This is a genomic window from Winogradskyella sp. A3E31 (assembly GCF_046720935.1).
GTDB lineage: Bacteria > Bacteroidota > Bacteroidia > Flavobacteriales > Flavobacteriaceae > Winogradskyella.
The window spans coordinates 18,186-37,051 of the sequence record NZ_JBHNWH010000002.1 but is presented as its reverse complement, the minus strand read 5'-3'; the positions used below and the strand labels follow the sequence as shown (position 1 = coordinate 37,051).

Below are 18,866 nucleotides of genomic sequence, written 5' to 3'. Positions count from 1 at the left end.
TACATAATTTTTAAATACTTATAACCTTGAAACAGCCTTTGATTAAAGGAAAAGTTACGAAAACGATGTAGATTTTGTTTCGTTGAAGGAGTTTAAAAAGGATAATTGATACCGATATTGTAAACCGCGTTTCTAAAGTTATAATCGGTAAACCAACGATTGCCAACTTCTTTCGATGGGTCATAGGTTTTAAAACCAACGTCAAAACGAAATACAAAAAATGTAAAATCGTAGCGGACACCAAACCCACTACCGACAGCTATATCTTTTAAGGAACTCAAATTATTAAACGTTGAAGGAGGGTCATCGTTAACATTGCCGAAAGCGTTCCAGATATTACCAGCATCAGCAAATAAAGCACCATAAAAGCGACCAAATAGGTTAAACCTTTGCTCTAAGCTGAAGTGTAATTTTAAATTAGCTTCACTAAATTCATTGGTGTTTTGAGAGCTGCCTGGGCCTAAATTATATGCTGTCCAAGCTCTATTGTCATTTGGGCCACCTCCAAAAAAACTTTCTACAAAAGGTATGCTTCCAGAATTGCCGTAAGGTATAGCCACCCCAAAATAGCTTCGAAATGCCAATACGCTTTTCCCTCCGGTTTCAAAGTACTTTATATAATCTAACTCTGCTTTAAAGTATTGTGAAAATGCCACCCCAAATACTTCATAACGATCGTTTTCGTTTTTTTCTACCCCAGCGAAATCAGAAACAGCAGAAAGAATGTTACCCGCAACTTCTAAATGGAATTTGAAGGTTGAGAAGTTATTGTCAAAAATACTTTCACGCTTATCCTTTTTATAATCAAAGCTCGTAGATATAATAAGGTTATCTTCAGTTAACCTATCTCGACGTTGATCAATATTATTAACAGTAACATAGTCTGTATCTGAAGGGTTTAAGGATGTGTTATTAGACAGTACGTCATCGATGAACATATTTGTCCCTTCAGGGATTGTTAAATCATCCGTATTTCCAATATAGTTTATGTTTCTTGCGATGTTATTTAAACGGTTATAAGAATTGCCATAAACCCCAAAGTAGTTGCTGGTGTTTAGGTTTTTTACAAACTGAATATTAAATAACTCAAGACTATTAGAAACCGTTTCTGACGGCAACCAATTATACCCAAAAATACTCGAGAGGTTTTGTTTATCTAAACCTATATTGGTTTGGCTCGTCGCCGAAATATTCATTGTTGTCGTTGGCGACATGTATTTTGGGATAATTCTTTCGGTATTAAAGGGAAAATAAAATCGAGGCATAGTTAAGCCAATAGTCCCTCCAAACTCGTTAATATCGAAAAAAGGATCATTAGGGTCACCACTGTCTTTTGATGCTCCAATGGAACCCAAAGCTGATATATTTAGCACTTCAGCTCCTTTAAATACATTCCTTATTTTAAGACCTGTACTAAATGCAAAGCCTATGGTCTGAATATTACTTTGAGAGACATCAAACGAAAACCCTAGATTGTATTTTTTTAAAGGCGAGAGTCTAATATTTGCCGTTAGTGTGGTGTCTTCTGGATTTTCTATATATTCAATATCCGGGAACCTAAACATCTGAAGACGATTAATATATCTCGACGTCCGTGTTCGGTTGATATCCTTGTATAAATCACCCTCCTTTATAAAAACAGCATCAGTCAGTGCCTGAGGTCTAAATCGTAACTTATCAAAACTATAGATATTGTAGCCTTCATAAGTAGTGGAATCAGAAACCTCTTTGTTGGTTTGATTTTCAAAAGAATAATCTGTAAAAATATTTACCTCTTTAATCTTGTAAATTTTAAAAGGTTCCACTCTAGTCGAATCTAACCCTCTAATGGTTCTGTCATTAATATAGAGTTCGGCATTAAAAGCATTGTCAAAACCAATAGTATCCAAAACAAAACTGACATTTTCAGTGCCAAAATGATAAACACCAGAGTTTCTCATAACCTCATTGATACGAGATCGTTCTTTCTCGTAATTCTCTTCCTTATATTGATCGCCTTTTTTTATAAAAGAGTCGGTTGTGTTGCCCTTATAAATAGAATCGATAGCGGGTGTACTGATAAATGTCTTTAGCGTATCGAGCATATAAGGTTGACCTTTTGTAACTTTATAAGTCACTTCAGCACGCTTATTAGAGTCTCTTACCACTTCAGTATTCACGACATTATTAAACCACCCATTTTGAAAATAATAAGAACGTAAGCGGTTTTTTGATTTTTCAGTTTTAGCATCATTTAAAATCGTCGGGGCTTCACCTGTTCGTTTTAACCATGAATTAAAGGCTTTTCGGGATTCTGCTAACCGATCTACTTGTTTTTTAGAAAGTAATCTGATCCTTCTTCGGGCTTTTTTTGGATCCCCATAAAGATCTTCATGGATGATAGAATCTATATTGGGTCTAGCTAAATTATAAACATGCAGACGCAAAGGTGTGTTTAACAAAGGGATTGTTGCGTTAGGTTTTTGTAGCGGAATATTATTGACCCGCTCAGTCTTAATGACTTTATCGTCAACAATTATGGTGTTGTCTGTAAGTAGATGCTCTCCATCTTTAACACGTTTTACGGCACTGCACGAATTTAAAAGGATAAAGACCAGTAAAAAAAGAAACCGCAACATCATTTTGCCAGAAAATAATTGTAAAGTTGTAAGATGTTGCAAGTTCAAGTTGAATTGATAGTTTTGATTTGTTATGCTATAACAAAAAGTAGTCCAAACCGATATTTAATTAAAGATTAAATTTGTTCTAACAAATGTAAATACATTTTGATGTTATCAAAGGCCAAGATAAAATTAATTAAAAGTTTAGCTCAAAAAAAATATAGGGAGCAGAATGGCCTTTTTGTGGTCGAAGGGGTAAAAGGGATTGAAGAATTTCTAAATTCAGATATTGAACTTTATTATTTATACACAACTGAAGATATTTTTAAAGTGTCTACAGCACACTATTCTTTAATTTCTGAAGCTCAGTTGAAACAAGTGAGCCAACTTAAATCCCCAAACAAAGCTGTAGGGGTTTTTAAAATGCCCAAGCCAAAAACTATAGTAGACTCTCAGCTAATTGTGGCACTGGATGCTGTTCGTGATCCTGGTAATTTAGGAACAATAATTAGGCTTTGCGATTGGTTTGGTGTTAATGATTTGGTGTGCAGTAAAACGACGGTAGATTGCTTTAATCCAAAGGTAGTGCAGTCAAGCATGGGGTCATTGACAAGAGTAAATATTTGTTATTTGGATTTAGAGCACTTCCTAGAAACCACGGAATCCATAACATATGGCACTTTTATGAAAGGGGAGTCCATTTACAAAACCTCCTTGCCTGACAAAGGTATTTTAGTAATGGGCAATGAGGCTAATGGCATATCAGAAGCGATTGAAAGACTAATAAATAAAAAGTTATCTATTCCAAGATTTGGAAATTTAAAGATCACCGAAAGTTTAAATGTGGCAACGGCAACATCAATTTGCTTGAGTGAATTTAAGCGTTCTACTACCTGAAGGTAAAGTTGATAAAAATCCCACGGGTCTTCATACTATGAATGTTTCCTGTCCATGGACTATTTGGGTCACGATCCCTAATAATTTCGTCATTTAACGCAAATACACCACGGATTGAGGGTGTAAACTTAAAATAGAGTAGATATAGGTCAATGCCAAAACCAAGTTCGTAGTAATACGAATTGGTAGTCATCCTAAACTGCCCTGCGTTATTATCATCAGGGTTTTTTTCGTTGCTCGAAAGATTAATGGATGTCGATACTCCACCAACAATAAAGGGCCTAAAATTATTGATGCGCTTGGTCGAAAATTTTAATAACAGCGGGAAATGTACATAGGTGGATTTTACTTCACGCAGTAAATCCGAATCATTAAAATCAGTACCATCAAAATAACTTTCGTCATAGCGTAGGTTGCGGGTCGTAAAATAAACACCAGGCTCAAACCTTAGGTTGATGTGTTCATTTATTCTTAAATCCCCTGTTAATCCTAATTGAAATCCTGCTGATCTATCAACCAAAATGTCCCGTAAATCTTCTTCGTATTCAAACTTAAAGTCATAACTATTAAACCCTAAAAAATAACCCCAAGACAATACTTTTTTGTCCATATTCTCTAGGTTAATAATCTTTTCCTTGCTGAACAATTGTCCAAAGGCAGTATTGAAACTACATACAGTAAGTAAGACGATTATTAATTTTTTCATATTATGATTTAGATGCTGTATAAATTGTTGCGACACCAAACGTTTGTGGATGATCTTCGACATTTATAAACCCAGTTTTTCTTAAAATATTGTTCAAAGCTTCACCATAAGGAAAAACAGAGGCAGACTCACTTAAGTATTTGTATGCACTTCGATCTTTGGAAAACACCTTTCCGATAGTTGGTAAAATATATTTTGAATAGACTAAATATCCTTGCTTATAAATCGGTTTTGTTGGCACAGAAGTTTCTAAAATCACAAAAATGCCATTAGGTTTTAGGACACGTAATATTTCAGCCAATCCCTTTTCGAGGTTCATAAAGTTACGAACTCCAAATGCTACTGTAATGGCATCAAAGGAATTCGACTCAAAAGGAAGATCTTCAGAATCGCCAATGACCATTTTAATGACACCATCTAGATTTTTTGTTTTTATTTTTTGACGTCCGACTTCTAACATACCATCACTGATATCAAGTCCAATAATCTCGTCAGCACCAGTTTTAACTAAATTAATGGCCAAATCACCCGTTCCTGTAGCTATGTCCAAAATATTATTAGGTTCTGTTTCCTTGACAAGATTAACCACCTTTTTGCGCCATTTCACATCAATACCAAAAGAAATAACACGGTTTAGCCCATCGTATTCCTTAGAAATGGTGTCGAACATTTTGGTAACCTGCTCTTTTTTATTGAGGTCACTATCCTTGTATGGTTTTACTTTTTCTGACATTAGAAATTTTGGCAAATATAACAGTTTCAAATCTGTTTTTTGATGGTCTGCGTCTAATATTATAATGACCATAATTTTGAAGCATGCCTTAAAATAAATGTATATTTGTATGATTTTTCAAGTCATAATTACATGAAAATAATCATTGCTGGTGCAGGTGAGGTTGGATTCCATTTGGCAAAGCTTTTGTCCTTTGAATCCCAAGAGATTACCTTGATTGATATTAATAAGGAAGGACTAACTTATGCTGATGAACATTTAGACATCAGAACCATAAAGGGAGATACCACTTCTATAAAAGTGTTGCAGGAATCCCGTATAGATCAATCTGGTTTGTTCATAGCTGTGACATCTTCCGAAACTACAAACATTACTGCCTGTGTATTGGCAAAGCAGTTAGGGGCAAAACGTACTATTGCCAGAATTTCTAATACTGAGTTTATTGACAACAAGGAAGTTGCTGGTTTCTCAAAATTTGGAATTGATGAACTCATTTCGCCAGAATCATTAGCAGCTTCTGAAATTGAGCTGTTACTAAATCAGTACGGTTTTAATGATACTTTTGAGTTTGAAAGTGGTGAACTCACTATGCTTGGTTTACGCTTGTCAAGGACTGCGGTTTTTGTTGGTAAAACAGTTAAGGAGGCTGCTGAAATTTATCCTGAGTTACATTTTATTCCGATTGCCATTCAACGTTTTGGAACTCAATATACAATAATACCAAGAGGGGATACTTATTTTAAAGAAGGTGACAAGGTTGTTTTTGTGACGACAGAAGGAGGTGACCAAGAGCTTTTTGAACTTTCTGGAAAAGTTGCCGTTGAGATTAAGAATGTGATGATTTTAGGAGGAAGTAAAATTGGCTATAAAACTGCAAAAGATCTTTGTGCGAGTAAGTTTAACGTTAAGCTTATAGAAAATAAAAGAGATTCAGCAGAGGATTTGGCCGATGAACTCCCTAATGCTCTAATTATTTGTGGCGATGGTAGAAATGTTGAGATCTTAGAAGAAGAGAATATTTCTGATATGGATGCCTTTATTTCTGTAACTGGCAATTCAGAAACCAATATAATGTCATGTCTTTTAGCTAAGTCCAAAGGAGTAAAAAAAACCATTGCTTTAGTCGAAAACATGGATTATTACCAATTGTCTCAATCTATTGGTATTGATACTTTAATTAATAAAAAGCTACTTGCTGCAAACAATATATTTAGATATATAAGAAAGGGGGAAGTTGTTGCTATGACTAAACTGACTAATATGAATGCCGAATTATTAGAGTTTGTCGTTAAAGCAGGAACAAAAATCACCCAAAAACCTATTAAAGATTTAAAATTCCCAAGGTCAGCAATATTTGGTGGAGTGATAAGAGATGGAGAAGGGGTGATTCCTTTAGGTGATTTTAGTATCCGTGCAGGTGATAAAGTTGTTGTGTGTTGTTTGCCGCGATCCATTTCCGAAGTTGAAAAGTTTTTCTCTTAAGCAATGGCTTCATTTAAACTTAATTATAAAATCATTCTTTATTTTTTTGGGTTACTCCTGCTTTTTAATGGTGGGTTTATGCTGCTTGCTACTTTAATAAGTTATATCTACAAAGATGGTGTTACCTTAAAACTACTCTTATCCGGAATTACTGTACTTGCCGCTGGCGCATTGTTAATGTTGGCTACTCGTAAACATTCTCAAGAAATGAATAAACGGGAAGGGTATATGGTGGTGGCTTTTGGGTGGATAATTATGTCTTTGTCTGGAAGTTTACCCTATTTGATTACAGAAGCTATCCCTAGCTTTACAGATGCTTTTTTTGAAACCATGTCTGGTTATACCACAACAGGGGCGAGTATTTTAAATGATATTGAAGTCATCCCCGAAGGAGTTTTATTTTGGAGAAGTACTACGCATTGGATTGGTGGTATGGGGATTATTGTTTTGGCTATTGCAATATTACCATTGTTAGGTATTGGCGGTATGCAATTATTTGCAGCTGAAGCGCCTGGGCCTGGTGGCGATAAGTTGCATCCAAGAATTACGGATACAGCGAAACGTCTATGGCTTATATATGTTGGCTATACCATTGCAGAAACCATCTTGTTAGATGCTGCTGGAATGACGTTTTTTGATGCCATTAACCATGCGATGAGTACTTTATCTACAGGAGGTTTTTCAACAAAGAATGCTAGTCTAGCACATTGGAACGCTATTCCAGAGATTCAATATATCGTTATACTTTTCATGTTTGTAGCTGGTGCTAACTTTGTGTTGAGCTACTTTGCTTTTAAGGGTAGAGTTCAGAAAATAATAAAGGACGAAGAGTTTAAGCTGTATTTTAAGTTTATTGCAAGTTTTACCATAATTGCAGCTCTTGTTATTTATTTTAAGGCAGATTTTTCAGACTCTACAGTAGAGCATCCTATGGTATTTGGAGAAGTAGAAGCTACAATTAGACATGCGCTATTCCAGGTGTTGGCAATTGTTACTACTACAGGTTTTGTTACAGCCGACTATACTGCATGGACACCTTTTTTAACTGTTTTCTTTTTTGGTTTAATGTTCCTTGGTGGTTCAGCAGGGAGTACTTCTGGTGGTGTAAAAGTAGTGAGACATTTGGTGTTAATTAAAAATGGTTTTCTAGAATTTAAAAGAGCCTTGCACCCAAATGCTATTCTACCAGTGAGATATAACAATAAGTCAATTTCAGGTGGTATTGTATTTAATATCTTAGGCTTTTTCATTTTATACATGCTGTCCTTTATTGTTGGTGCCCTAGTATTTTCGACCTTTAACATTGATTTTGAATCAGCAATTGGTCTTTCAGCTTCAAGCTTAGGGAATGTTGGACCGGCTTTGGGGGATTTTGGTCCTGTAAACAATTATGCAGCATTACCCGATTTAGGTAAATGGTGGGCTTCCTTTTTAATGCTTATTGGACGTTTAGAATTGTTCACAGTTCTTATATTATTAACGCCATTCTTTTGGCGAAATAGATAAATTTTTTACATAGGTTATTTTCCTGAAATTATTAGAGTTTATCATATCTTCAGGATATTTGCGTGTTTGCATTTTATGTTTTTTTAATTTCTACTTGTAACATTTTTAAGTGTTTAGCGTCATATAGATGTAACCAATTAACTTTATCAATCATGGAATTATTTGTAACCAATCGAGCAATATCTTCGGAACCTGAACCCAGATATCATAATTTTGCCGTAGAACCATTGTCTAATTCAAACTATAAAAAAATAGCAGACAAAACATATAAATCGGCAAGTTCAACCTCCGTATTCGGAATAAGACAGCATCTTAAAATAAAGCGTTTCAATAGTATTTTACCTATTGACGTCGTTCTAAAAGTTTCAATATTTGCAGTAGTACTCGCAATTCTCTTTTAGAAAGAACATAAAAAAGACCTTTAACTGATGCTTTCCAAAACGGAAAGCATTTTTTATTAAACTCTATTTTGAAAAGCCTGAGAAAGTTTATTCAGAATAGATGGTAGAATTAATCCCGCTCTTGCAGCAGTAAATTACAAATCATTTATAAAATCCACTATTATGGCTATACAAGCAATGAATACAGCTATTAGGAACAATAATCTTATGCGCACAAAGCGCGAAAGATTTAAGAAAACACTTGGTGGTTATGATACTGGAAATAGCTCTGAATTTAATCTGCCTAAAGCATCTGAAAAGCAATTACGCACCATTAGAAAAAGACTTAAAACGGAAAGACAACTTTGGTGGCTAAAAATGATTACCCTAACTATAATTGGTATTGTAGGAGTTATTGTCTTGTTTTATTTTCTAGTAATAAAGTAAACTTGTTAACTTAAAACGTCCTTGATACGCTTTAAAGCTTCAACAATCTGCTCTTTAGAAGCAGCATAAGAAATACGGATGCAGTCGGGGTTTCCAAAAGCGTCACCGGTAACAGTAGCAACATGGGCTTCTTCCAATAAAAATAAAGAGAAGTCGGAAGCATTGTTAATGGTTTTTCCTTTTATGGTTTTTCCAAAATAATGGGATACGTTAGGAAATACGTAAAACGCACCTTCTGGTTCATTGGATTTAAAACCTTCAATCTCATTTAAAAGCCCTAAAATTAATTGACGGCGTTCTTTAAATTGGTCAATCATATATTGCACCTTCGAAGGATCTGCATTTAAAGCTGTAATTACGGCACGTTGGGCAATACAATTGGCACCACTTGTAATCTGACCTTGATATTTGTTACAAGCACGCGCAACCCAACCTGGAGCGCCAATGTAACCAATTCTCCAGCCTGTCATGGCGAAAGCTTTAGACACTCCATTAACGGTAATCGTCCTATCGTACATGTCTTCAAACTGAGCCATACTAAAATGGCCTCCAATAAAATTGATGTGCTCGTAGATTTCATCAGAAACCACATAAATGTTTGGGTGTTTTTGAAGCACATCTGCCAATGCACGCAACTCTTCTTTACTATAAACAGAGCCACTAGGGTTACAAGGGGAGCTGTACCAAATCATTTTGGTCTTTGGGGTAATGGCAGCCTCTAACTGATCCGCAGTCATCTTAAAATCGTTAGTGATATCCGTTTTCACTTCAACAGGGACTCCTCCGTTCAGTTTTACAATGTCAGCATAACTCACCCAATATGGACATGGTAAAATGACTTCGTCACCATCATTAAGCATTACAGAAGCCACATTTGCCAACGATTGTTTTGCACCTGTGGACACTACTATTTGTGGTAATGTATAGTTTAGTTGATTATCCCTTCTAAACTTATTTATAATAGCTTCTTTAAGTTCTACATAACCATCAACCGGAGTATAACTGCTGTAGTTGTCATTAATAGCCTGTATAGCAGCGTCTTTAATGAAATCAGGAGTGTTAAAATCTGGTTCGCCTAAACTTAGTCCAATGATGTCCTTGCCTTCAGCACGCAATTCTCTAGCTTTTGCTGCCATAGCCAATGTTGCAGAGGTCGATAGCTTGTTAATTCTATCAGAAAGTTGGTTCATGCTTTCTTTGTAAACTATTAATTAAACTGCCATAGCTGGTTTTGTTCCCATTTCCTTTAGAAATTTAAAATGGGCTGCAATGGCCTTTCTTGTGGTTTTATACTCTTTGTAAGGTAAATTGAATTCTTTAGCTGTACTTTTTACAATTTCAGCAATTTTGCCATAATGGATATGGCTGATATGTGGAAAAATATGATGTTCAACTTGATGGTTTAAACCTCCGGTGTACCAGTTAACTAGCCAGTTTTTTGCACCAAAATTAACAGTGGTTTTTAACTGGTGAATAGCCCAAGTATTTTTCATGGTACCATCTTCCTCTGGCATTAACATTTCAGCTTCATCCATAACATGTGCCAATTGGAAGACCACACTAAGAATAAGACCAGCCACATAATGCATTATAAAGAACCCAATCAATACTTCGTACCAAGCTAAGTCAGTTAACGCAATTGGAATAACAATCCACATGGCCACATATATAAGTTTAGATATCACTAGCTTGCTCCAGTTTACAACGGGGTTCGGTAATTTACCATAAGATAATTTACGCTTCATGTAGCGTTTCATCTGTTGAAAATCTGTGGTAATTGCCCAGTTTATAGTTAATAATCCGTATAATAAAATAGAGTAATAATGCTGAAATTTATGGTATTTATGCCATTTTGAATGTTTTGAAAAGCGTAAAATTCGCCCGGCTTCCAAATCCTCGTCATGCCCGTGAATATTGGTGTAGGTGTGGTGCAAGACATTGTGTTGAACTTTCCAGTTGTAAACGTTTCCTGCTAAAATATAGATGCTGCTTCCCATTAATCGGTTGATCCATTCTTTGTTTGAGAATGAGCCGTGATTGCCATCGTGCATCACATTCATACCGACACCGGCCATACCAATACCCATGACAATGGTTAAAAGTATTTGTGCCCATGCAGGAATGTTAAGCGTTAACAATAAAAAATAAGGAGTTAAAAAAATGGCAAACATCACTATGGTTTTTAGCCAAAGTTTCCAGTTACCTGTACGTTTAATGTCATTTTCCTTAAAGTAGGTATTTACTCTTTTGTTCAATGTTCTAAAGAACTTTGCTGAGTCAGCTCTAGAAAATGATAATGTTTGTTGAGACATAATAAATTAATTTAAACCATAACGAATATAAAAATTATTCATTATGGAAAGGGCAAAGATATTAATAAATCAAAGCCACCAACCTTATATTATCATAAATTATCCCCATAAAAATTAACTATTTTTGCGACAAATTATTAGAATGGAGCTCATCTTAAAATATTTTCCGAATTTATCTGAACATCAAATAGAGCAATTTTCAGCTTTAGAGCATCTCTATAAAGACTGGAACACCAAGATCAATGTCATTTCCCGCAAGGATATAGATGAGCTGTACCTAAGGCATGTGCTACATTCCTTAGGCATAGCAAAAGTTATTGAATTTTCGGATGACAGTTCTATATTAGACGTCGGTACTGGTGGTGGATTTCCCGGCGTGCCATTGGCCATTTTATTTCCAAATTGTAAATTTCATTTAGTAGATAGTATCGGTAAAAAACTGAAAGTGATTAATGGTGTTGCTGAAACATTAGAATTAAATAATATTAGAACCACTCACAGTAGAGTAGAAGCGATTGATGAGACCTATGATTTTATAGTCAGTAGAGCAGTGACAGCTATGCCAGAATTTACAAAATGGGTAAAAGGCAAGATTTCAAAACCACAAAAAAATAGCCTTAAAAATAGCATCTTGTATTTAAAAGGTGGAGACTTAACTGAGGAACTGAAGCAATATAAGACTGTAAAAGCTTATTTGCTATCCGATTATTTTGAAGAAGACTTTTTTGAAACTAAAAAGGTAATTCACTTGCCGTTGAAGTATAGATAAATTCTAAAAATGCAAAATGTCATTCTAAACACTACTGAAATCAAAATATTTTTTGATTGAAAGTATCTTGCGAAGCAAGTGAAGAATCTTACATATTATTAGCAGAGACTCTTCGTTTCACTCAGAATGACAAATTTCAGAATGACAAATATTTTTATCCTAAAAATGGATATCTATAATCAGTTGGTGTTACAAAGGTTTCCTTAATCATACGCGGTGAAACCCAACGCAACAAGTTAAGAGCACTACCAGCCTTGTCATTAGTCCCAGAAGCTCTTGCTCCTCCGAAAGGTTGTTGACCAACTACAGCTCCCGTTGGTTTGTCGTTTATATAGAAATTACCTGCAGCATTTTGCAAAACGTCTGTGGCTTCTTGGATGGCATATCTGTCCGCAGATAAAATAGCACCAGTCAATGCATATTCACTTGTTTCGTCAACTAATTTTAAAGTTTCGGAATATTGATCTCCATCATACACATAAATAGTGATAACAGGCCCAAATAATTCGGTACACATGGTTGTGTATTTTGGGTTCGATGTTAAAATGACTGTCGGCTCAATAAAATAGCCTTTGGATTTATCATAGTTGCCACCAACAATAATTTCAGCATCCGCATCATTTTTAGCTCCATCAATATATTTCGCTAATTTATCAAATGACCCTTCATGGATTACGGCAGTTACAAAATTACTCATGTCTTCTGGTGAACCCATTTTGAAAGACTTTACATCTTCAATGACATAATTTTTAACCTCTTCCCATAAATTTGAAGGTACATAAGCTCTTGATGCAGCACTACATTTTTGTCCTTGAAATTCAAAAGCACCTCTAGAAATAGCAGTAGCCACTTGTTTTGCATTGGCTGATTTATGAGCGATGATAAAATCTTTACCACCTGTTTCACCAACAATGCGTGGATAGGTTTTGTAATTATGGATGTTGTTTCCAATTTGTTTCCACAATTCTTTAAAGACGTGTGTAGAACCTGTAAAGTGTAAGCCAGAGAAATCTGGACTGGCCAATATCGTATTGGTTATCATCACTGGGTCACCAAATACGACATTAATAACGCCATCGGGAACACCGGCTTCTTTAAAAATATCCATAATGACTTTTGCAGAATAAATCTGGCTATCACTTGGTTTCCAAACCACAACATTCCCCATCAGTGCCATACATGCAGGTAAATTACCTGCGATAGCAGTAAAGTTGAAAGGTGTTACTGCATAGGTAAAACCTTCAAGAGGTCTATATTCTAATCGGTTCCATGCATCACTTGTGCTTTCTGGCTGATCGTGATAGATGTCAGTCATGTATTGTACATTAAAACGCAGAAAATCTACCAACTCACAGGCGGAATCAATCTCAGCTTGGTGAATGGTCTTTGACTGACCAATCATTGTTGCAGCATTGATTTTATCTCTATACGGCCCGGCTACCAATTCAGCAGCTTTTAAAAAGATACCTGCACGTTGCTCCCAGTCCATTTTAGACCATGTTTTGCGAGCTTCTAAAGCTGTTGCAATAGCTTCTTCGACATGTTTTTGCTCTGCTAAATGATACTGACCAACAATGTGTTTATGGTCGTGTGGTGGAGACATGGGCTTGGTGTTTCCTGTTGTCACATCCTTACCATTAATATACATTGGCACATCCGTAGTACTATTAAAAAGTGATTTGTAGGCTTTTAAAACGTCTTCGCGTTCAGGTGAGCCAGGAGCATAAGATCTTACCGGTTCGTTTATGGCTACTGGTACGTTGAAGAATCCTTTTCCCATGTTATATTTTGTTTTTAGTATTATACATTTTTATGAATTGCAAATGTACAATTTTTAATAGAGTCTAAAAGGGAATTGCTCTTAAGGAAACCTTAATGTTTATCTAATATTTTGTAAGTTGTCAGCCACAAAATTGACTGTAGTCCATAACAAAATCTTTTTCATAATTACATGAAGCAAAATGATGCGATTATTTTAACCCTAGCTTACCCTGAAACTATAGTTATGGTTGCCGATGAATGGTATTCTAAGTATCTTCATGTTGTTGGGGTTGGAAAAAAAAACTATGTAAGAGCTGGTCACGCGGCCTTAGTGCTTATTGAAAAAAGTACAGGAATTTTAGAGTATCATGATTTTGGGCGGTACATAACGCCAGAACCTTATGGTAGAGTGAGAGGAAAAAAAACTGATACTGAGTTGGACTTTCCTTTAAAAGCAGAGATTGAAAATAACACAATTCTGAATTTAGAGGATATTCTGAAATTCTTGGCGACCCATCCAAAACTAACTCATGGGGAAGGTAAATTGGTAGCATCGCTTTGCACTTTTGTGAATTATGAAAAAGCACGACAGCATATCGATGACATGCAGGCTGAAGAATTTATCATTTACGCAGCTTTTAAAAAAGTGGCTTGTAATTGTGCCAGATTTGTTACGGATGCACTTATCGCCAGCGTAACGAATAATGAGATAGTCGCAAAATTGAAACGCTCAAAATGGTTTACACCAAGCACAATTGGTAATGTGGTTATTGCAGATACTGAGCAACGTATTTATGAAGTCGATATTAATGGAAATATTGGTAAGTTTTCATCGAATACCTCAAAAGAAAACAGGCGATTATTTTTAGATCGATTAAGGGAATACAGACCGAATTTTATTGGTACTTTAAAGCCAAAAGAGAATGCTGAAAAAGCGAATCATGCGCAATGGTTATCTGGTATTGCTGCTGGTGCTTGGTTTGAATTATACTCCAAAAATGAAGATGGTCAATACAGGTTTAGGCGTGTGTCTCCAGATGGACATATAGATATTGATGGTTTATTTGAAATAGATAATCAAAGTTTCGTTTATGCTTTGGACTATAAATTTGTTCAATATTCTAATTGCTTATATTTTCATGTTGAACAAAATGGGCAACGATACAGATTTAATTTTAAAGAGAAGCTAAATGCTTAATTCAGTGCAAAAGGAGCATTTAATTTAAACGCAGGGATAAAGACCTTAAATAGTTTTCCTGTTGAAAAATTCATCATATTGTAATGTCCGCTCATTGTGCCAAATGGTGCATTAAGTAAACAGCCAGAGGTGTATGTATGCGACTGTCCTGGTGAAAGCATCGGTTTTTGTCCTATAACTCCCTCTCCCTCTACGGTCTCTTCATGGTTTAAAGCATCAAGGATATGCCAATAGCGAGATGTTAGCTGCACCACGTCTTTACTTTGATTTTCAATGGTAATTTTATAGCCAAAAGCAAAGGTCACTTTATAGTCTTTATAAAACGTACCTTCAAATTCGGTGTCCACCGAAATCTTTATACCACTTGTAACTTGTTGTACCATGCTTGGACTAAAATACTAAATTTTTTAATGATGTGCATTTTCAACCAATTTTGGCATTTGTGTTTCAGCAAAAATTTCTAAAGTTTCAAAGAAATTGAGTATATCCTCTTTTTCTAAGACTGAATTGATGGTCACCATTCTTACAAACTCTTTATCCCTAAAAGATCCAAAGCCAACCATCAACTGTGCGTCTTTGTATAGTTTTGTACAAAGCTCCTTGGCAGGAATGTCCTTATAATTAAAACAAACTGAGATAGAGTCGTCAAAACTTTCTAAAGTATAATCAGGGTGGTTACTTATATAATCTCTTGCAGCTTCGGCAAGTTTAAATTGTTTGTTCACAAGATCCTCCAAGCCGTTTGTGCCTATGGATTTCCAAAGTGTCCATAGCTTAAGGGCGTCATTTCTGCGACCACACTGTATAGAGGTTTTGCCGAGATTAAAATCATCCCCATCGGTTTGGTAAAGATAATCCGCTTCATTAGAAAAGCTATGATGCAATTGCTCTCTATGTTTGGTCACAATGATTGAGCAACCGAGTGGAGTCCCCAGCATCTTATGGGCATTGATACTAAATGAATCCGAAAGTTCAACACCTTTAGCTAAATGTTTGTAACGTTGACTAAAAATAACTCCTCCACAATAGGCTCCATCAACATGTAGCCATAATTCGTATAACTTACATGTTCTGCTAATGGCAGTAATATCATCAAAAGCTCCAAGCACCGTTGTACCAGCTGTGGCATTAACAAAGAATGGAACGTTTCCTTTTCTTAGATCTTCATTTATCAAAGCTTCTAAATGGGCAACCAATAGCTCACCTTGTTCATTGGTATTGACCAAGCGAACGTTGTTTTTTCCTATTCCGGCCATAGCGGCATTCTTGGCGATAGAGTAGTGAGACGTTTCTGAAGTATAAACGATGAGGTTTTCTTTGGACCCTTCGGTTCTTATATTTGGGCGTTTAGCGTCTCTAGCCATAAGCATGGCCATCATATTGGTCATGGATCCGCCAGGAGCTAAGGTGCCGTTACTATTTTCGGGATAGCCAACAAGTTTGCTTATATTATTAATAATTTCTTTTTCAATGCCTACTTGAGGGCCAGCTACCTTGTAGGTGTACATGCTGTTATTAAGCATTACGGCTAACAAATCCCCAAGTGTAGCTTTACTCATTCGTCCACCAAACAATTGATTGAAAAAAGCTTTAGAAGCTGTTTTTGGCGTGCTCTTTATAATATCTGCCAAGACATTTTTTAAGTCGTCATCAAGTGTAGGAGCGTCCGATAAATGTAAATCAAGTTCTTGTAATAACTTATTTGTAGAAATGGGTTTTGCAACTGGGTTTTCTTTCTCTTCTGTTAATAGTATATCACACAAGTCTGAAAATAGGGCAATATCGTTTTTCATAGTATTAGAAGGTCGTAATTTCATTGTATTGGTCAAAAATACCCTTAAAACTTACAAACTTAAAGATGAATAGGGAAATTTAATTGGTGATGTTTTCAGAATTGGCTTCGCCTAAACCAATGATACGATCAAAACGTGCCCCTAAATCACGGTAGTAAACCAAAATTTTGTAGTTGTTCTCAGTTTGCCAAAAATTACCGCTGATAGCACCTTCGTCCATGTCTCCTTTGCCATCAACGACTACATATTTATAATTGTAGAAGCCTTGTTTTAAAAGAATTTGAGCTTCGTAAGCCCGCTTTTCATAATTATATGCCATAAGATTGAATTCGTCTAATGCATAATTATTGTAATTGCCGTACACATAAACATTCTTTCCTTTTAACTCATCATGTTTTAATGTAAAATGAATGACCGTGTAATCAGCTTCAATATTAGCATTGTCCCTATCAATGACATTAACTTGAAAATTGCCATTAATGTCGGGGTAATAGGTATATGGTCGCTTACTTCTATTAATGTTGGCGAAAAGGTAATTGTGGTATACGTCTAAAAGATCAATAAACTGAATAGCAACAGTGGCAGCCCTTACATCCTTATTCTCAAAAAACAAGTATTCATTACCACCCCAAAAAGCGGACTCTTGGTCGTAGCGATAGATTAATTGGTTGCCAAGCGTGTATTGTGGTTTTAAATCTGTGATGGCTGTTGAAAGGTTATTGTTTTGAATAATCATGGTCTTTACGGTTTCCAAGGGATTATTCAAGATGGTTTCTCCAGAATTAATGGTTATTTGAAATGTTTGCTTTTCGTTTATGGTTTCTAAACTCCGAGTTCGTTTTACCGCTGCACCAACCGAGGTTAAATCTTCGTAAATCATAAACTTTCTAGAAAACATCAACTCGCCATAGTTGTCGTAAACAGAAATCAAATAGTTTCCACTTTTTAGAAGTGCTCTTGTGTTTTCATTCGGGATTCTTAAATCGTAATGCGAATAGATTTGATAGGTATTCAGTGAATTGAGGTAGTTTCGGATGCGTTGATTATCCAATCCTCTCAGGTATTCACCTTTGGCAAGGCTAGACGGTGTCCAATCGTAATTAAAGTGCTCAATTTTATAGTAAAAATCTTCTTCGTTACCAGTCAGTGCATCAAATTGAAGCCTCAAAGGTTCGCCTAATCTTAAAATTGGTAGTTGACTTTGCGGTGTGTTACTCGCAAAAGTGATAGTCTTTATAAAGTCTGGTGGATTGACCTCTTCAACTTGGGTATACCCAATTATTGAAAAGAGAAATAATGAATATAATAGTACTAATCGCATCGAATCTCAATTTTAACAAAGATAATCAATTTCTGTGCCTGTTTTCTCATGCTGAATTTTGAAGCCCTTCTTCAATTAATCTTAAAATAGAATTAACTTGTTCTAAAAATTTCTTTTGCCGGGTAATCCTGTTATACTCTAATATGCTTTTTAAATATAATTTTCCAAAAAAAGCCTCATTATTAAAAAACTCTTCAGAGATTTCTAGATTTTGAATTTTTCTTGGATTTAAGTTTAAACGTTTTCTAAATTTATTGGTTGCTATTTTTAGTGTAAAAGGATTTATTATGTCATTGAGATCATTTAAAAGAATCATTGCGGTATCTTGATCCTCAAATCCTGAATCTAAATCTGCTGCAAATTGCGCTAATAGGTGTCTAAGGTCTTCGCTGCGTATTAAATCAATTTTTCCAGCACTAATTAAAGAATTGTAAGCTCCAGTAACAGGCTCGGCTCTATACCATGAGGTACCGTAAGAAGTTAAATAATCTAATGAATCTAAATGCGTGTTAAAATACAGATATTCTTCAGAGTTATTTCTTTCGTGAATATTAATTAAAGTTTTACTACAGATCATTACTCTAGTTTGTACTGAAAGAGTTTCCTCAATTCTGGTTTTAGAAACTTTAAAGTCAGACTGTAAAGCTTTTAGGATTTTTTGTTCTTCGGCTTTAGCTTTTCTGTTTTCATTCCAAGTGTTAATCTGTAAGGCAATCAAAATACCTATAACAACAAGGATGATTTCGCCTATAGCATATTTAAAGTAGCGAGCAGATTTATTATCTTCAATGGTTCGTTTTCTAATAGTTCTGAAAAATTTAATCATTACGTTGCTAATTGGCTGGGTTTAAATATACTTAATAAAAACACGCCATAAAAAGACGCCTTATTTATAATCACTATAAATAAAAAAGATGCGTATTTATAAAAACTTTTTCACAGTTAATTCGTAAATTTGCAG

The 18,866-nt window shown here is 35.3% G+C and carries 17 protein-coding genes; 7 read left to right on the top strand and 10 right to left on the bottom strand.

Translation table 11 applies throughout. The features are described 5' to 3' along the window. Positions 1–92 precede the first annotated feature (92 nt). Positions 93–2,660, bottom strand: coding sequence for a POTRA domain-containing protein (locus tag ACFEMA_RS02760; protein ID WP_411766457.1), 2,568 nt, complete (start codon positions 2,658–2,660; stop codon positions 93–95). A 108-nt stretch (positions 2,661–2,768) separates the two neighbouring features. Here ACFEMA_RS02760 and ACFEMA_RS02755 point away from each other — a divergent pair, with 108 nt between their 5' ends. Continuing rightward, entirely contained in the window at positions 2,769–3,497 is a 729-nt protein-coding gene (locus ACFEMA_RS02755; RefSeq protein ID WP_411766456.1) for a TrmH family RNA methyltransferase, read from the top strand. On the opposite strand, the gene ACFEMA_RS02750 is transcribed toward ACFEMA_RS02755, so the two are convergent. Together ACFEMA_RS02750 and ubiE are read right to left on the bottom strand one after the other, a co-directional pair. Continuing rightward, positions 3,490–4,203, bottom strand: coding sequence for a porin family protein (locus ACFEMA_RS02750; RefSeq protein WP_411766455.1), 714 nt, complete (start codon positions 4,201–4,203; stop codon positions 3,490–3,492). The genes ACFEMA_RS02755 and ACFEMA_RS02750 overlap by 8 nt on opposite strands. A 1-nt stretch (position 4,204) precedes the next feature. After that, positions 4,205–4,936, bottom strand: a complete 732-nt coding sequence (gene ubiE / locus ACFEMA_RS02745) for a bifunctional demethylmenaquinone methyltransferase/2-methoxy-6-polyprenyl-1,4-benzoquinol methylase UbiE (protein WP_411766808.1) — start codon at positions 4,934–4,936, stop codon at positions 4,205–4,207. A 132-nt stretch (positions 4,937–5,068) separates the two neighbouring features. Here ubiE and trkA point away from each other — a divergent pair, with 132 nt between their 5' ends. From trkA to ACFEMA_RS02725, 4 genes are all read left to right on the top strand, one after another. After that, positions 5,069–6,418 (top strand): Trk system potassium transporter TrkA, encoded by a 1,350-nt coding sequence (trkA, locus tag ACFEMA_RS02740; RefSeq protein WP_411766454.1) that lies wholly within the window; start codon positions 5,069–5,071, stop codon positions 6,416–6,418. A 3-nt stretch (positions 6,419–6,421) separates the two neighbouring features. Further along, a complete protein-coding gene (locus ACFEMA_RS02735; protein ID WP_411766453.1) occupies positions 6,422–7,924 on the top strand; it encodes a TrkH family potassium uptake protein in 1,503 nt (500 codons plus the stop codon). A 152-nt stretch (positions 7,925–8,076) separates the two neighbouring features. Next, positions 8,077–8,325 (top strand): hypothetical protein, encoded by a 249-nt coding sequence (locus ACFEMA_RS02730; protein ID WP_411766452.1) that lies wholly within the window; start codon positions 8,077–8,079, stop codon positions 8,323–8,325. A 162-nt stretch (positions 8,326–8,487) separates the two neighbouring features. Beyond that, positions 8,488–8,751 (top strand): hypothetical protein, encoded by a 264-nt coding sequence (locus ACFEMA_RS02725; protein WP_411766450.1) that lies wholly within the window; start codon positions 8,488–8,490, stop codon positions 8,749–8,751. A gap of 5 nt (positions 8,752–8,756) precedes the next feature. On the opposite strand, the gene ACFEMA_RS02720 is transcribed toward ACFEMA_RS02725, so the two are convergent. Both ACFEMA_RS02720 and ACFEMA_RS02715 read right to left on the bottom strand, forming a co-directional pair. After that, positions 8,757–9,941, bottom strand: a complete 1,185-nt coding sequence (locus ACFEMA_RS02720; protein ID WP_411766449.1) for a pyridoxal phosphate-dependent aminotransferase — start codon at positions 9,939–9,941, stop codon at positions 8,757–8,759. 21 nt (positions 9,942–9,962) lie between these two features. After that, entirely contained in the window at positions 9,963–11,063 is a 1,101-nt protein-coding gene (locus tag ACFEMA_RS02715) for a fatty acid desaturase family protein (RefSeq protein WP_411766448.1), read from the bottom strand. Between the two features lie 142 nt (positions 11,064–11,205). Between ACFEMA_RS02715 and rsmG the strand changes: the two genes are divergently transcribed. After that, a complete protein-coding gene (gene rsmG, locus ACFEMA_RS02710; RefSeq protein WP_411766447.1) occupies positions 11,206–11,832 on the top strand; it encodes a 16S rRNA (guanine(527)-N(7))-methyltransferase RsmG in 627 nt (208 codons plus the stop codon). Positions 11,833–11,986: 154 nt separating this feature from the next. Here rsmG and pruA read toward each other — a convergent pair whose 3' ends face one another. Further along, positions 11,987–13,612 (bottom strand): L-glutamate gamma-semialdehyde dehydrogenase, encoded by a 1,626-nt coding sequence (gene pruA / locus ACFEMA_RS02705; RefSeq protein ID WP_411766446.1) that lies wholly within the window; start codon positions 13,610–13,612, stop codon positions 11,987–11,989. Between the two features lie 171 nt (positions 13,613–13,783). Between pruA and ACFEMA_RS02700 the strand changes: the two genes are divergently transcribed. After that, positions 13,784–14,791, top strand: coding sequence for a DUF6695 family protein (locus tag ACFEMA_RS02700; RefSeq protein WP_411766445.1), 1,008 nt, complete (start codon positions 13,784–13,786; stop codon positions 14,789–14,791). On the opposite strand, the gene apaG is transcribed toward ACFEMA_RS02700, so the two are convergent. The 4 genes from apaG to ACFEMA_RS02680 form a co-directional block, all read right to left on the bottom strand. After that, positions 14,788–15,174 (bottom strand): Co2+/Mg2+ efflux protein ApaG, encoded by a 387-nt coding sequence (gene apaG / locus ACFEMA_RS02695; RefSeq protein WP_411766444.1) that lies wholly within the window; start codon positions 15,172–15,174, stop codon positions 14,788–14,790. The genes ACFEMA_RS02700 and apaG overlap by 4 nt on opposite strands. A gap of 24 nt (positions 15,175–15,198) precedes the next feature. Continuing rightward, a complete protein-coding gene (locus ACFEMA_RS02690) occupies positions 15,199–16,584 on the bottom strand; it encodes a pyridoxal phosphate-dependent decarboxylase family protein (RefSeq protein ID WP_411766442.1) in 1,386 nt (461 codons plus the stop codon). A gap of 79 nt (positions 16,585–16,663) precedes the next feature. After that, a complete protein-coding gene (locus ACFEMA_RS02685; RefSeq protein ID WP_411766441.1) occupies positions 16,664–17,905 on the bottom strand; it encodes a DUF5103 domain-containing protein in 1,242 nt (413 codons plus the stop codon). A gap of 46 nt (positions 17,906–17,951) precedes the next feature. After that, positions 17,952–18,731, bottom strand: a complete 780-nt coding sequence (locus ACFEMA_RS02680) for a DUF6090 family protein (RefSeq protein WP_411766440.1) — start codon at positions 18,729–18,731, stop codon at positions 17,952–17,954. Positions 18,732–18,866: the final 135 nt, after the last annotated feature.